Raw genomic sequence first — 15,491 nt, forward strand, 5'->3', positions numbered from 1 at the left:
GGAGCCGCTTGCGCGGGGTGAACGCATCCGTAGATGGAGGCGTCGGGGAGACGGAAGGCAACCTCCGCCGTGGCGATGCGTACCAAACGACCTTGATCCCAGAGGATCAGGTGGGAAGGCTCGTTGCGCTTCGGGCTTCCCGCACGTTGGCGGACATGCACGCCGGCACAATGTCGCATTCCCGGGGTCATTCATTAGGGTCAAGGCAATATGTAAGCGTACGCTGTCGGACACGGCAGAGGATGCGCGGCAAGCATAGCAACTGCCGGCGTGCTGCAAGTTAAACCGGTGTGCGGCGCGGCGGCCGGGGTGCACTTGAAAAACGTCGCCGCGCGCAGGGCTTGACGCGCACGCCGCGACGCTAGCGCGACACCGAATCGATGAGCCCGTCGAGCTTGCGATGCAGGTCCCGCAGCGACAGGGTGAGCTCGCGCTCCTCGTCGCCGGACCCGCGCTTGAGCTGCATCAGTTCGTGCGCGAGATTGAGCGCGGTCAGCACCGCGATGCGGTCGACGCCGGCCATCTTGTTGCCGCCGCGCAGTTCGCGCATGCGGGCGTCGAGGAACGTCGCCGCGGCGACCAGTCCGTCGCGCTCCTGCGGTTGGCAGGCGACCAGATATTCGCGGTCCAGGATGCGGACCTCGACCGGATCGCTCACGCGTTGTGCTCCAGGCTTTTGAGCCGCTGGATCATGGCTTCCACCCGCGAGCGCGCCTGTTCGTTCTTGGTCAGCAGCGCCGCCCGCTCGCCGATCAGCTGGTCCTGGCTGGTGCGCAGGCTGCGGTTCTCGTCCAGCAAGCGGCGTACCACGTCGCAGAGCCGATCGATCTTGTCGGTCAGCTGGTGCACTTGTTCGAGGTGGTCGGACGCGGCCATGCGGCCACGATAGGGTGCGGCGCGGGGGCGGTCAACCGGCGGTCCGGTCGGCGCCCGGGGTACGCGTCTGGGCGCGGAAATTGCGGATGAAGGCCAGGCAATGGTGCACGTCCAGCGCCGGCGACAGCCAGAAGCCCTGGATCTCGTCGCAGCCCTGTTCGCGCAGATACATCAGCTGCTCCTCGGTTTCCACGCCTTCGGCCACGACGTTCAGTCCGAGCGAGTGCGCCATCGTGATGACGGTGGCGGTGATGGCTTCGTCGTCGGGATCGTGGGTCAGGTCGCCGACGAATTCCTTGTCGATCTTCAGCGTGTCGATCGGCAGGCGCTTGAGGTAGATCAGCGAGGAGTAGCCGGTGCCGAAATCGTCGATCGCGAGCGACACGCCGATGTCCTTGAGCTCGCGCAGCACGCTGATGGTCTGCTCGGCGTTGGCCATCACCATGCTCTCGGTCACTTCCAGTTCCAGGCGCGCAGGCGGGATGTCGATCTCGGCGAGCACGCGCCGCAGCAGATCGGGCAGGTTGCCGCGCAGCAGCTGCAGCACCGAGACGTTGACGGCCATGCCGATGTCGTCGAGCGCATGTCGGTTCCAGCGCTGCAGCGTCATGCAGGCCTCGCGCAGCACCCACTCGCCGATCGGCAGGATGAGGCCGGTTTCCTCGGCGATCGGGACGAACACCGACGGCGCGATCGGGCCCAGTTCGGTGCTGTTCCAGCGCAACAGCGCCTCGACGCCGCTGATGTGGTTGTCGATCAGCGACAGGCGCGGCTGGAACTCGAGCGAGAATTCGCCGCGGTCCAGCGCCTTGCGCAGCGCCGCGATCATGACCGCGCGACGACGCGCCTGCGCGTCCATCTCCTCGGTGTACACCTGCCAGGTGTTGCGGCCGCGGTCCTTGGCCTGGTACATCGCGGTGTCGGCGAACTTGAGCAGGTCGGTCGGTACCAGACCGTGGTCCGGATACAGGCTGATGCCGATCGACGGCGAGATGGTCACGTCGCTGCGGCCGTCGATGTCGAGCGGCTCGGCGAACGCGGTGACGATGTTCTGCGCCACGGCCTCGGCGCGCGCGATGTCGCCGATGTCCTCGATCACCACGGTGAATTCGTCGCCGCCCAGGCGCGCGACGGTGTCGTTGCTGCCGACGGTGCGCAGCAAGCGTGCGGCGGCGGACTTGAGGATGCGGTCGCCGGCGGCGTGGCCGAGCGAATCGTTGATGTCCTTGAAGCGGTCGAGGTCCAAGAACAGCACCGCGACCCGCGACTCCATGCGCCGCGCCCGCACCACCGCGCGCGCGAGCCGTTCGGCCAGCAGGCTGCGGTTCGGCAGGCCCGTGAGGGTGTCGTAGTTGGCGAGGTAGCGCAGTTCCTGCTCGGCGCGCTTCTTGTCGGTGATGTCGTTGAGCACGGCGACGTAGTGGCTGCGCCCGCCGAAGCTGTCGCCCACCTGCGAGATTTCCATCCACGCGAGGAATTCCTCGCCGTCGCGGCGGCGCAGCCACATCTCGCCTTTCCAGTGGCCGTCGGCTTCCAGCGCCTCGCGCTGCCGCCGGTAGAACTCGTCGCTGTTCTGGGTGCTGTTGAGCAGGCCGGCGGCGAGGCCGATCACCTCTTCCTCGTCGTAACCGGTGATGCGCGAGAACGAGGCGTTGACCGAGACGAAACGGAAGTCGAGCGAGGTGACCGCCACCGCTTCGCTCATGCTGCGCAGCACTTCGGAGGCGATGCGGCGCTCGCGTTCGGCGCGGCGGCTGGCGCTGATGTCGTGCGCGGTGCCGGCGATGCGCAGCGGGTTGTTCTGCGCGTCGCGCTCCACCACCTTTCCGCGCGAGCGCACCCAGATCCACTCGCCGTGCGCGTTGCGGATCCGATGTTCGGATTCGAACGATTCACTCTTGCCCAGGATGTGTTCCTGCAGGATCTGCTGCACGCGCGGCAGGTCGTCCGGGTGCACCGCGCGCGTGCGCCATTCGTCGGCGCTCATCTCGTGTTCGTCGCGCATGCCCAGCAGCTGGTCGGCGCCCATGCGGTAGATCCGGTTGGCGCGCACGTCCCAGTCCCAGAATTCGTCGCCCGAGCCCCAGAGCGAGAGCTTCAGGCGTTCCTCGCGCTCGCGCAGCTGCGCCATCAGTTCGCGCCGGTGCGCCCGGCGCCGGCGTTGCGCGAACACCAGGCCGAGCAGCAGCGCACTGCCGCCGGCAAGATACGCCGCGCGTGCCGGCGCGCTGTTCCACCACGGCGGGACCACGCGCACCGGCACCTTGAGTTCGTGCGGGCTCCAGACGCCGTCGCGGTTGGTTGCGCGCACGCGGAACAGGTAGTCGCCGGCGGCGAGGTTGGTGTAGGTGGCGTGGGGCTGGGCGCCGGCTTCCACCCAGTCCGCGTCGAAGCCGTCGAGCTTGAACGCAAAGCGGTTCTCGCCCGGGGCGGCGAAGTCCAGCGCGGCGACGATGAGGCGCAGGATGCGCGCCGACTGCGGCAAGGCGAGCCGGCGCGACGGCGGCAGGTCGGCTTCGGGCAGCGCGGTGTTGCCGACGGTGGCACCGATCAGCGCGATGGGAGGCGCGAACGCGCTGTCGCGGATGCTTTCGGGGCGGAACAGATTGATGCCCCGCACCCCGCCGAAGACGATGCGCCCGTCGTGCAGGCGAAGCGTGGCGCCGCCATTGAACTCGAGGTCCTGCAGCCCCGAGCGCAGGCCGTAGCGGCGCACCGCGCCGCTGTTGCGGTCGATCCGCGTGATGCCGCTGTGCCCGCTCAGCCAGAGGAAGCCGGCGCCGTCCTCGGCAATGCCGTAGACCACCGGATCGCGCAGCCCGATGCGCTCGCCGTACCGCTCGAACGCGATCGAACCGCCACCTTCGACGATCCTGTCCAGGCCGTTGTGGCTGCCGACCCAGAGCGTGCCGTCGCGGCTCTGGTGCAGCGCGCGCACCGGCGCGCCCGACAGGGTGGCGGCATCGGCCGGATCGTGGCGGAACCGGCGAAATCCGTCGCCCTGCGGCAGATACAGATCGAGGCCGTCCATGCTGCCGATCCAGAGCCGGTCGTCGGCATCCTCGAACAGGGTGAGCACCTGGGCGTTGCCGAGCGCGCCGTCCGTCCGCGGATCGGCGCGGAACATCGTCCAGCGTCCCGTCGCGGGTTCGTAGCGGGCCAGACCCTGGTTCCACACCGCGATCCAGAGCGAGCCGTCGCGCCGCCGCAGCAGGGCGCGCAGCGGCTGGTCCAGACTGGCGCCCGCGCCGCCCACGGCCTCGCGCCGCACGCGGCCGGCATCGGCATCCACATGGAACAGGCCGCGATCGGTGCTGACCCACAACGCGGTGCCGTCCGCCGGCGCGATGCCCTGCACGCGCAACGGCGCGCTGCGGCCGGGCCCGTCGGCAAGCGCACGACGCAGCAGCGGCTCGAAGCTCTCGAAGCGGTCGGCATCGATGTCGTAGCGCTTGAGCCCGTCGCCCTCGGTGCCGATCCACAGGCGTCCGTCGGGCACCTCGAACAGCGCGCGCACGTAGTTGGTGACGAGGCGGTCGCGCTGCGGATCCAGATCGACGATGGTCTGGAACGTGGCGCCGCGCACGTCGCCGATGGCGACACCGCGGATGTTTCCGCCGATCCACAGCAGGTCCGAGCGGTCGACGGTCATGGCCGTCACCAGGCGTGCGTCGGGCGCGCCGCCGTCGAGACCCGGCTGGTGCGGAAGACGGCGGCCGATGCCGGTGGCCGGATCGAAGCGCAGCAGGCTGGCGTCCGAGAGCGCCGCCCACACCACGCCGCCGAGGTCGGCCGCCAGCGTGATGACGCTCGCGGCCGGCGCGTCGCCCGTGGCGTCCGCGGGCCAGACGCGCCGCGGCGCGCCGTCCTGCGCGGCGGCCTGCCACAGCCCGGACGCACTGCCGATCCACACCATGCCGTTGGTGCCGGCCGCGATCGTCACCGGCACATCGGGCAGCGCGATCCTGCGTGCATCGTGCGAATCGACGGCGAACACGAACAGGCCTTCGTCGGTCGCGCCCCAGGCCTGGCCGGCGGCGTCGACGGCGATGCCGTGCACATGCGGGTCGGGGGTGGTGGCGCGGCGGAAACGCAGCACGTCCTCGCGCGCGCCGCTGCCGGGCTGCAGCAGCGCGATGCCGCCGGCGCTGCCCACCCACATTCCGACGCCCGGCTGGAAGTGCAGCGCATCGATGCGATCGTGCCGCGGTTCGTCCTCGCCGTCGCCGTGTCCGACCGCGGTCAGCGCGGAACGCGTCGCGTCGAGCACGAACATGCCCTGCGTCCGGGTGCCTAGCCACAGGCGTCCGGCCTCGTCTTCGGCCAGTGCCGTCACGAAGCCCCGCGGCACCTGCGACGGATCGGCGAGCATCTCCGACAGCGGACGGAAGCGGTAGCCGTCGTAGCGCTGCAGGCCCGCCTGCGTCGCGACCCACATGAATCCGGCGCGGTCCTGCAGCAGCGCGGTGATGGAGCTCTGCGCGAGGTTCTGGCGATGGTCGAGCGTCTGGAAGTAGTAATCGCGTCGCGCCGCGGACGCGGCGAAGGCGATCAGGCACGCGAGCGCGCAGGCGGCCACGCGCCACAGCCACGCGCGCGTCAAGCCGCCCCCGCCCGGCGCCCGCCCCCGCGCCCTCCGGACCCCCTCGCATTCCATTGCGCCACCATATCGCACTCCGCCGCGCACCGCAGCGCCCGCCGCGACGGCGCTGCTAGAATCCGGGCATTGCACCGTGCCGGAGCACGCTTGGACGATCAGGAACTGCCGCCCTACGAGGCCGTCGCCACGGCGCTGGGCCACCTGCGGCTGGGCGTGGACGCGAGCGAGCTGCACGGCGCGTTGTGCGGCTGGCTCAGCGCGGGCGGCGCGATGCGGCGCGACGACTGGATGGCGCAGCTGCAGATCGAGGCCGACGGCGCCGGCGTCGCGGCCAATGCCGCCCTCGACGGGTTGTTCGTCGCAAGCGTCGCGCAGCTGGCCGATCCGGACCTCGGTTTCGCGCTGTTGCTGCCGCACGAGGATGTGCCGCTGGCCGAGCGCGTCGACGCCCTGCTGCGCTGGTGCCGCGGCTATCTCGGCGGCTTCGGCCTCGGTGCCGGCAGCGCGCCGACGCTGTCGCCGGACGCGCAGGAAGCGCTGCAGGACCTGGCGCGCATCGCCGCGTTCACCGTGGGCGAAGACGAACCCGAGCGCGACGAGGACGCCCTCGCGGAAGTCGCCGAATTCGTGCGCGTGGCGGCATTGCTGCTGCACGCGGACACCGCGCGCGATGCCGACGCGCGCCGCCGCCTGCACTGAACGCGATGCCCCGCGCGCCGACATCGCCGCCGCCGATCAAACCGACCGAATTCGCGCGCCGCCGCCGCCAGCTCATGCGCATGGCCGGTGCCGACGCGATCCTGATCCTGCCGGCCGCAGCCGAACGCATCCGCAGCAACGACAGCCACTACCCGTACCGCCAGGACAGCGATTTCTGGTATCTCACCGGCTTCGCCGAGCCCGAGGCGGTGCTGGTGCTGGTGCCCGGACGCGCACACGGCGAGACGCTGCTGTTCTGCCGCGAGCGCCATCCCGAACGCGAGGCCTGGGACGGCCCGCGTGCCGGCCCCGACGGCGCGATCGACCAGTTCGGCATGGACGATGCCTATCCGATCTCGGACATGGACGAAATCCTGCCGCGGCTGATCGAAGGCCGCTCGCGCGTCTACTACCACTTCGGCCGCGACGCCGAGTTCGATCTCAAGCTGATCGGCTGGGTCAATCGGGTGCGGGCCCAGGTCAAGCAGGGCGCGCAGCCGCCGCACGAGTTCCAGGAACTGGGCCACCTGCTGCACGAGCAGCGCCTGTTCAAGAGCGCGGACGAGCGCCGGCTGATGAAGCACGCCGCCACCATCGCCGCGCAGGCGCACGTGCGAGCCATGCAGGCCGCGCGCCCGGGCATGATCGAATACGAGATCGAGGCCGAACTGCTGCACACCTTCCGCCGGCACGGTGCCGTGCCTGCCTACGAATCCATCGTCGGCGCCGGCCCCAACGCCTGCGTGCTGCACTACCGCGCCAACAACGCGCCGCTGCGCGACGGCGACCTGCTGCTGATCGACGCCGGCGCCGAGTACCAGGGCTACGCCTCGGACATCACCCGCACGTTCCCGGTGAACGGCCGCTACAGCGCGGCGCAGCGTGCGGTGTACCAGCTCGTGCTCGACGCGCAGCGCGCGGCGATCGCGGCATCGGTGCCGGGCGCGTCGTGGATCGCGCCGCACACCGCCGCGGTGGAAACGCTTACCGAGGGCATGCTGCGCCTGGGGCTGATCAAGGGCACGTTCGAGCAGTGCCTGAAGGACCACACCTACCGCCGCTTCTACATGCACAAGACCGGGCACTGGCTGGGCCTGGACGTGCACGACGTCGGCGACTACCGCATCGACGGCGATTACCGCGTGCTCGAACCGGACATGGTGTTCACCGTGGAACCGGGCCTCTACATCCCGCCCGGCAGCAAGGGCGTGGCGGCGAAATGGCAGGGCATCGGCGTGCGCATCGAGGACGACGTGGTCATCACCCGCACCGGCAACAGCGTGCTGACCGACGCGGTGCCGAAGGACATCGACGCGATCGAGGCGTTGATGGGCAAGCGCGAACGCGCCGCGGCCTGAGTCGGCGCGCCCGGTCGCCACCGGCAGGACACTTGCCGCTATGCTTGCCGCGGAGTTTCCAGGCGGATGCGGCATGCGGTGTTACGTGTACAAGAGCCGGCGGCGTGCCGACACCTATCTGTTCCTCGCCCAGCGCGACGATTTCGCGCGCGTGCCCGAGGCGTTGCGGGCGCCGCTGGGCGATCTGGATTTCACCCTCGAATTCGATCTGACGCCCGGGCGCCGGCTGGTGCGCGGCGATGGCGAGGCCGTGCGCGCCAATCTGGCGGACCGCGGTTTCCACATCCAGTTTCCGTCGTCCGAGGTGCCCGGCGCGCATGACGCAGGCTGAGCGCGATCCGGCGGAGAACGCCGCCGGCGTCGGCGCCGCGGCGGCATTGTTCGGATTCCTGCCGGCGCTGCTGCTGACGCTGCTGCCGCTGCTGCACCCGCATCCCGCGCTGGGGCTGGGGCCGGTGCTGGCGCTGCCGCTGTACGTGCTGGCCGCGGTGCAGGCGCTGGGTTACCGCTACGAGGCCGGCTACGTCGCGGCGCTGCGCGCGCGCGCGCCGAGCGCGCTGCTGCTGTGGGTCGCGGCGCTGCTGCTGCTTGGCGTCGCGGTGGGCTGGCCGGCGCTGTGGCTGCAGCGCAGCGGCGCGCTCGGGGCGGTGTTGCTGGTCAGCGCGGGCGTGGCGGCGACGTGGCTGTTGGCTTGGCGCATCTGGACCGCGCCGGGCCTCGTGTTCCTCTGGGACGATGCGGTGCGGCAGCGCGGCACCGTGGCGCGTGCGATCGACATGGCCGGCCGCCTCAGCGACAGCGGCGGCAGCGGTTGGCGCGGGGGGCTGGCGGCGACGCTGCTGCTGCTGCTCGGCCTCGCCACGCTGGCGGTCGGCTGGGGCGGCGCGTGGCCGTCGCCGCTGTGGCGCAGCACCGCACTCGTGCTGCACGCGCTGCTGCTGGCGCCGGGTCTGAGCCTTGCCCTGATCGAACTGACCGCGCAGCGCCTGCTGCAGCCGGCGGCCGCGGAGGCGCCGGCGACGGCGCCCGATGCTGCCGAGGCACCCGAACCGAGCGTGGCGGAGCCGACCGATCCGGTCGATCCGCAGCAGCGGCTGTACGCGGCCGCGCGCGCCGGCCGCGTCGACGAGGCGCTGGCCCTGCTCGACGCCGGCGCCAACCCGCACGCCCTGCCGGACGCCGACGCGCGCGATCAGCGCACCTTGCCGATGCTCGCGGCGCTGCTCAGCGACCTGCGCCTGCTGCGCGCGCTGATCGCAGCCGGCGCCGACATCAACCGCCGCCATGCCGGGCTCACGCCGCTGCTGGTGGCCACGCGCGACAGCTACCACGGGCGACCGGACGCGGTCACCACGTTGCTGGCCAACGGCGCCGACCCACGCGCCGCCGACGCCGACGGCGGCACCGCGCTGCACGGTGCCGCGCGCAGCGCCGATCCGGCCGTCTGCGCCCTGCTGATCGACGCGGGCGCGGAGCTCGACGCGGTCGACAAGGACGGCTTCAGCGCACTGGGCACCGCCTGCGCCACCGGCAACTGGCGCCTCGCGCGTTTCCTGCTCGAACGTGGCGCGCGCTGCGAGCCGGCGAACGGCCAGTCCGCACTCATCGCCGCCGCCGGTGGCGAGGACGATCCGGCCGGCGTCGCGCTGCTGCTCAGGCACAAGGCGCGCGTGGACGCGCGCGGACGCCTGCAGCGCGGCGCCTTGCACGCGGCCTGCCTCGCGGGCAACGCCGACATCGCGGCCGCGCTGATCGCCGCCGGCGCCGACGTCGATGCGCGCGACGACCTCGGCGTCACGCCGCTGCTCGACGCCGCGCGCAGCGGCAGCGCGGCCGTGCTGCGCGCGCTCGCACCGCGGCAGCCGGACGCGCAGGCGGTCGACCACGCCGGCCGCAACGCGCTGGCCATCGCCTGCCAGGCCGGGCGCTGCGATGTCGCCGCGCTCACGTTGCTGCAGCAGCTGGGGGTGGATCCGCAGCAACCGGGCAACGACGGCCGCCGTCCGCTCGACCACGCCGTCGCCGCCGGCCGCTGGGCGCTCGTGGCGCAGCTCGACCCCGGCTACGCGTTGCCCGCGTGCCTCGCCGACGACGACGACGAACTCGCCGACGCACCGCCGCTGGCGCGCCTGCGCCTGGCGCTCGATCAGGGCCGGCTGACCGCCGCGCGCGAACGGCGTGGCCTGCTGGTCGACGCCGACGACGACCTGCTCGCACTGTTCCTCGACCTCGCCGACACCCTGCCGCCGCCGGCACTGCAGGTGCTGGCCGAACGCATCGATCCCGAGCGCCGCGACGCCGACGGCGACACCGTGCTCACCCGCCTGCTGGCGCGCGGCAGTGCCGGTCGCAATGCCGCGCAGCTGTTGCTGGCGCGCGGCGCCGCACCGAGCGGTGGCGCCGCGCTCGCGCGGCATCTGGCCGCCGCCGCGCGCGAGTCCGCGTCCGCGCACGATGCTGCGTCCGCGCGCGCGGACGAAGCGCAGCGCTTCGCCCTCGACCTGCTGGCACGCGGCGCCGATGCCTTTGCGCCGGATGCCGCCGGCGACGCGCCATTGCTGCACGCGTTGCGGCTGCACTGGTCCGAGCTGCTCGACGCCTTGCTGCAGCGCGGCGCCGATCCGCAGACCCGCAGCGCGGACGGCCACACGGCCCTGCTGCTGGCATGCGCGCTCGACGACGAACATGCGGTGCGGCGCCTGATCGCGCACGGCGCGCAGCCGGACGCGCGTGCCGCCGACGGCCAGACCCCGCTGGGCCTCGCGCTGGCCTCCGGACGGCGCGAACTGGCGCGCTGGCTCGACTGGCCGCAGTGGCCGCTGCCGGCACGGCCGCTGCGCGCGGCCGATCTGCCCGACGCCGCGTTGCGTGGCGATGCGGCGGCGGTCGAGCGCCTGCTCGATCTGGGCCTGCCGATCGACGGGGTCGACGCGAAAGGCTGCACTGCGTTGCTGCGCGCCTGCGGCGGCGGCCATGCCGATCTCGTCGCGCGCCTGCTCGAACGCGGCGCGGATGCGTCGCACGCGGCAAACTCCGGTGCCACCTGCCTCAGCGCCGCACTCAGCATGAAACATGGCGCGGTGCTGCGCCTGCTGCTCGAGCACGGCGCCGCGCCGGACCAGGCGCTGCCGGGCGACCTGACGCCGCTGATGCTCGCCGCGGGCCTGGGCCAGGCGCATGCGGTCTCGGCCCTGCTCGCGCACGGCGCCGATCCGGCGCGTCGCGATGGAGACGGCGGCACCGCGCTGCATGCCGCGGCGCAGTTCGGATTCGCCGCACGCGATCGCGCCGCAGCGTTGTCGCTGTGGGACGCGCTGCCGGCGTCAGCGGACCTGCTCAACGCCGCCAACGCGCGTGGAGAAACGCCGCTGCTGCTGTTGCTCGGCGCCGCCGCCGATGCCGGCACGCGTTGCGACGAGGACGTGGTGTTGGCCCAGCTCGAACGCCTGCTCGCGCGCGGCGCCGATGTCGGTGCGCAGGAACGGCGCGGCTTTTCCGCGCTGCACCTGGCGGCACTGCACGGCCTGGGCCGCAACGTGCGCGCGCTGCTGGCGGCCGGGGCCGATCCGGACCGGCGCGACAGCCTCAACCGCCGCCCGAACGAGATCGCGCTGATGCGCGGCTTCGTCGACATCGCGGCCGACTTCGAGCCCGGCACCCGCGCACCGCCGTCGATGGCGCGTTTCCTGCGCGAACCGCGCGGCTGAGGCTCGGCGAGCGCGCGTCGCGCGTGCCTGACATGCAACGTGCCCGGCGTACGACGGGCCTCGCCTGAAACCGGAACGCCCGCAGCAGCGGGCGTTTCGGCGCGAGCGGATCGTGCCTGAGGCCCGTCAGTCGCTTTCGAAGCCGTCGGCAAAGATCTCCGGGCCCACGGCCAGGTCCAGGGCGTCGGACAGGGCGCTGGTGTTGCCGGCCACGTCCGTCTGCCCGGCGCGCAGCGCATGCACGCCGTCGCCGTCGAGCGACGCCACGCAGGTCCAGTCGCCCGCGCCGTCGGCGACGGCGGTGCAGACCGGCACGCCCGCGTCGTACACCGTGACGGCGGCACCGGCTTCGGCCACACCCGTCAGCGTGGGTGTCGGCGAACCGGCGCCGTCGGCCGCGAGCGTCGGCGCGTTCGCGCTGCGATCGACCGTCAGCGCGAGCGGCGCCGACGCGGCGCTGTCGACGCCACCGACCGTCGCGACCGCGGTGATCGCGAGCGCGCCCTCGGGCAGGCTCGCCGCCACCGTCGCGCTGCCGCCGCTGCAGGCCGCGCCGCTGCCCGCCGGCACGCCGTCGGCGCGCAGCGAGATCGTGCTGCCGTCGACGCAGACCACGTCGAACTGCGCCGGATCGGCGTTGGTGATGTCGTCGTCGTCGACGTTGCCGCTGTCGAACGCCGGCAGCAGGTCCGGTGTGCCGGGCGCGGGCGCCACGTTGCCGAGCGCGATCGCGACGCTGCGGCTGCCGAACGTGGCCACCACGTCGTAGAGGCCGGCGGTGGCGTTCGCGACCGGCACCGGCGTCGACGCGACGCCGTTCCCGTCGGTCGGCACCTGCAGCGTGGTGACGTCGCCGGGGAACGTGGCCGAGGCGCCGCTCGACGGTGCGGCGAACTGCACCGGCGTGCCGGCGATCGGCGCGCCCTGCGCATCGCTCACCTGCACCGTGAGCCCGCTCGCGAACGGCGTGCCGACCAGCGTGATCTGGCCGTCGCCGGCGACGATCTCGGCGTCGGCGCAGAAATCGCGCTGCGGAACGATCGTCGGGAACGGCGTGTTGTCGATGCCGGCGAAGACCAGGTTGTCCAGTTCCCAGCCGGCGGCGCCGACCGCCTCGTCCGTGCCCACGGCAAACCGCACCCGTACCGTCTGTCCGGCATAGGTGCTGCCGAGGTCGATCGTGACCGGGCTCATCGCGGGATAGCCGGTGCTGGTGTTGACGTAGGCGCTGCGGGTTTCGATCGGGTTGTTGCTCTGATCGGTCAGCACGCCGTTGTAGGTCGGCACGGCGGACGGGCCGATGTCGATCCAGCTGGCGCCGTCGTCCGTGCTCAGCTCGACGATGCCGCCGTCCCAGTGCACGCCGCTGCCGCTCTCGAACTGGTGGCGGTGCTGGAACGTGATCACGAACGGCGTGTCCGTCGACACCTGCAGCGGCGGCGAGACCAGCGACGAGAGACCGGTGGAGGCGTTGTCGCGTCCGAGGAAGCGGTGCTCGCTCGGCGAGATTTCCGTGCGCTGCCAGCGGAAGGTGTCGTCGGCGGTGACTTCGAGCCGGGTCTCCCACGCCATCGCGGGGCTTTCGGCATCGTCAGTGGCGGACGATTGCGGCACCGTGTCGAAGTTCACCCGGAATTGCACGCTGGCGTTGCCCGGTGCGTCGAGCTGCGGATCGTCCCAGCTCAGGTCCAGATCGATGACGTCGATGCCGCCGGTGGGCGCGTACGCGATCGGCACCAGCGCCTGTGCCGCACCGAGCGGGCCGGAGTCCGAGACCGGCAGCACGTTGCCCTGCGGGAAGCTGACGCCGGGCGAAGACGAGGACACGGTGAGGTCGGTGGCGGCGAGCGCGCTGAATCCGGTGTTGCGCAGATGCACCGCGAGCGTGCCGGTTTCGCCGCCGTCGAGGATGCCGTCGAGATCGCAGTAGCCGGGCTGGTCGTCGAGCGTGGCGTCGCCGAAGGCCATCGCGTAGCCCTGCGTCGATGTGCTTTCGATCACGCCGATGTTGCCCGCTGCCTCGCGCCCGGGCGCCACCGCGCCGAAGCCGGCGCCGCGCTTGGCGAAGCCGGCGACGCAGATCGCGAAGTCCTCCTGGCTCTGCGCGGCGATGGCCGCCAGCACGCCGTCGCGCGCTTCGACGAACGTCGGGGCGTTCGGCGTCATCTTGTAGCCGGCGACCACGTAGCTCTTCATGCGTGCCTGGGCTTCGTCGAAGCTCAGCCGGGTCGAATCGCGCAGCAATCCGGAGTAGCACTCCCACAGCATCGAGGCCCAGACTTCGCCGGTGTTGTGCACCGACGAATTGGTGCCGGTGAACGCGCGCGGTGGCCCCACCGGCAGCGCGACGCCGTTCTGGATGTGGCGGAAGCTCAGCGGATTGATGTTGAGATTGGTGCTGTACGGGTAGCGCCGGATGCCGTAGTAGAAGCTGTTGTTGGGCGCGAGCCGGCCGGTGGCGTAGCCGGCCACGCTGTACGCGCCGGTGTATGCGTTGGGGCCGGTTTCCGGCACCACGGTCATCAGCAGCGAATGGAAATCGCCCCAGCCCTCGCCCATGCCGCCGCCCTGCAGATTGCTCAGGCCCGCGGCGTTTCCGATCAGGCGGTTGCTGATGTAGTGGCCCCATTCGTGCGCGACGATGGCGTTGTCGATGGTGCCGTCGCGCGTCACTTCCCCGCCCACGGGGAAGACGTACATGCGCATGCGCGGACGGGCGCCGTCGGCGGGCGTGGCCATGTTGGCGTTGCTGGTGCTGGCGTAGTCCTGGCCCTGGGCGCGGATGTCGTCGCCGCCGATGCCGCCGCGGCCGAAGTTGTCGACCTGGGCGTTGCCGGCGGCTTCGTCGAAGCCGGCGTCGTAGTAGGCGTCGTGCAGCCAGTTGTTGACGTAGAACAGCTGCGTGACCGCGGCCTGGATCTGGTCGGTGTTGGTGTTCGGCGCCTGCGCCACGTTGTAGGTGCGGTCGAAGGTGCCGGGCGCGGTGGCCGCGGCGCGGATGTCGCCGACGTTGTAGTCGTCCGGCGCGGTGATGTTGGCGAAGGCGTCGACGTTGTTGCCGCGCGTTTCGGTGGCGCCGTCCGCCAGCCACGGGTCGTTTTCGCTGAACGGTGCGTTCTGCAGCGTGACGAGCGCGGGTGCGATGAACGGCGGCTGGGTGTTGTCCGGCGTGCCGGTCGGGTGCGGATGCCAGGTGCGCGCCACCGGTCCGTTGTACGGGCGGAAATCGCCGCCGGTTTCGGCCCACACCCGGTAGGTGAATGCGGCCTCGGCCACCAGGTCCTTGCGGAACAGCAGGCTGCCGTCCTTGGCCGAGATCACGTGCGCCAGCCAGTGCGCGCCGGCCACGGTGTCCACCTCGCTTTCCACGTACCACGCCGGCACCAGGCCTTCGGGCATGCGGAACCACACCGGCTTGACCCGCGGCGGCTGCAGCACGCGCAGCGCATCGCCGGTCTGCGCCGGCACGGGCAGGGTGTAGCGGGTGTAGCCGCCGGCATCGGCGCGCAGGGTCTGTGCCTGCAGCGCGGCCGCCAGCGGAGCGCCGTCGAGGCCGTGGTCGTCGAGCACGCGTGCGATGGCGTCCTGCGCGTCGAGCACGAAGCCGTGCGCCGCGGTCGAGGCGTCGCGCCGGCTGCGCGTGTCGCCGAGCAGATAGCCCGACACCGCCGTGAGGCGACCGTCGGCGTCGCTGAGCAGGGTCATCGAATCGCGGAACACGTCGATGCCGTCGATGCGCTGGCGCAACCGCACCAGCTGTGCGCCGCCCGGCATGGTCTGGCGGTCGTAGGCCTCCAGCGCGTCGATCTCGGCGTCGCTCAGGCGGTACAGCGGCGCCAGCGTGCGCAGTTGGTCGCGCGCGGCGCGCACCGGATCGGCGCCGCGCGCGGACACGGCGCGTGCCGGCGACGCATCGCCCACCCACAGGAAGTTCGGCACGCCCAGGCGCTCGTCGTGGTGGCCGTGCACGTCGAGCCGGCGCAGCGCGGACGCATCGATCCGCGGCGCGGACCCCGCGGCATCGCGCGCCGCCGCGGTGCGGCTCAGCGCATCGAAGCCCTCGGTGCTTTGCGCCGACGCGGCGCCGCACAACAACGCAAGGCACGCCGCCGCGAGCCGGGCACGGACGTACGGGCCGGAGCCCCGGATGGATCGATGCATGAAGGATGTCCCCTGGATGGCGAGTCGCCGCGGAAGGTGCCCGCGGCGCCGGCTGCCCCCGGCAGCGATCGCGATTGTGGCGGCGCGCGC

The 15,491-nt window shown here is 72.1% G+C and carries 8 protein-coding genes and 1 other RNA gene; 4 read left to right on the forward strand and 5 right to left on the reverse strand.

Features of this window, described 5'->3' with window-relative positions; translation table 11 throughout:
• Nucleotides 1-57: 57 nt before the first annotated feature.
• The 4 genes from ssrS to HNQ52_RS07520 all read right to left on the reverse strand — a co-directional run bounded on the left by ssrS (nt 58) and on the right by HNQ52_RS07520 (nt 5,479).
• Nucleotides 58-245: non-coding RNA, 6S RNA (gene ssrS / locus HNQ52_RS07505), on the reverse strand.
• Between the two features lie 116 nt (nt 246-361).
• Entirely contained in the window at nt 362-658 is a 297-nt protein-coding gene (locus tag HNQ52_RS07510; RefSeq protein ID WP_183960481.1) for a cell division protein ZapA, read from the reverse strand.
• On the reverse strand, nt 655-876 hold the full coding sequence (locus HNQ52_RS07515; RefSeq protein ID WP_183960482.1) for a TIGR02449 family protein: 222 nt from the start codon (nt 874-876) through the stop codon (nt 655-657). Before HNQ52_RS07515 ends, HNQ52_RS07510 begins: the two co-directional genes overlap by 4 nt.
• A gap of 31 nt (nt 877-907) precedes the next feature.
• Nucleotides 908-5,479: an EAL domain-containing protein gene (locus tag HNQ52_RS07520; RefSeq protein WP_246387651.1), complete on the reverse strand. Its 4,572-nt coding sequence runs from the start codon at nt 5,477-5,479 to the stop codon at nt 908-910.
• A gap of 144 nt (nt 5,480-5,623) precedes the next feature.
• Here HNQ52_RS07520 and HNQ52_RS07525 point away from each other — a divergent pair, with 144 nt between their 5' ends.
• The 4 genes from HNQ52_RS07525 to HNQ52_RS07540 all read left to right on the forward strand — a co-directional run bounded on the left by HNQ52_RS07525 (nt 5,624) and on the right by HNQ52_RS07540 (nt 11,240).
• Nucleotides 5,624-6,175, forward strand: a complete 552-nt coding sequence (locus HNQ52_RS07525) for a UPF0149 family protein (RefSeq protein WP_246387653.1) — start codon at nt 5,624-5,626, stop codon at nt 6,173-6,175.
• A gap of 5 nt (nt 6,176-6,180) precedes the next feature.
• Complete coding sequence (gene pepP / locus HNQ52_RS07530; protein ID WP_183960485.1) at nt 6,181-7,533, forward strand: Xaa-Pro aminopeptidase; 1,353 nt, start codon at nt 6,181-6,183, stop codon at nt 7,531-7,533.
• Nucleotides 7,534-7,606: 73 nt separating this feature from the next.
• Nucleotides 7,607-7,864, forward strand: coding sequence for a YcgL domain-containing protein (locus tag HNQ52_RS07535; protein WP_183960486.1), 258 nt, complete (start codon nt 7,607-7,609; stop codon nt 7,862-7,864).
• Nucleotides 7,851-11,240 (forward strand): ankyrin repeat domain-containing protein, encoded by a 3,390-nt coding sequence (locus HNQ52_RS07540; RefSeq protein ID WP_183960487.1) that lies wholly within the window; start codon nt 7,851-7,853, stop codon nt 11,238-11,240. The genes HNQ52_RS07535 and HNQ52_RS07540 overlap by 14 nt, the downstream gene beginning before the upstream one ends.
• A gap of 126 nt (nt 11,241-11,366) precedes the next feature.
• Here HNQ52_RS07540 and HNQ52_RS07545 read toward each other — a convergent pair whose 3' ends face one another.
• A complete protein-coding gene (locus HNQ52_RS07545) occupies nt 11,367-15,401 on the reverse strand; it encodes a M36 family metallopeptidase (RefSeq protein ID WP_183960488.1) in 4,035 nt (1,344 codons plus the stop codon).
• Between the last annotated feature and the right edge of the window lie 90 nt (nt 15,402-15,491).

The sequence above is a fragment of the Chiayiivirga flava genome (genome assembly GCF_014202825.1).
GTDB classification, from domain to species: Bacteria; Pseudomonadota; Gammaproteobacteria; order Xanthomonadales; family Xanthomonadaceae; genus Chiayiivirga; species Chiayiivirga flava.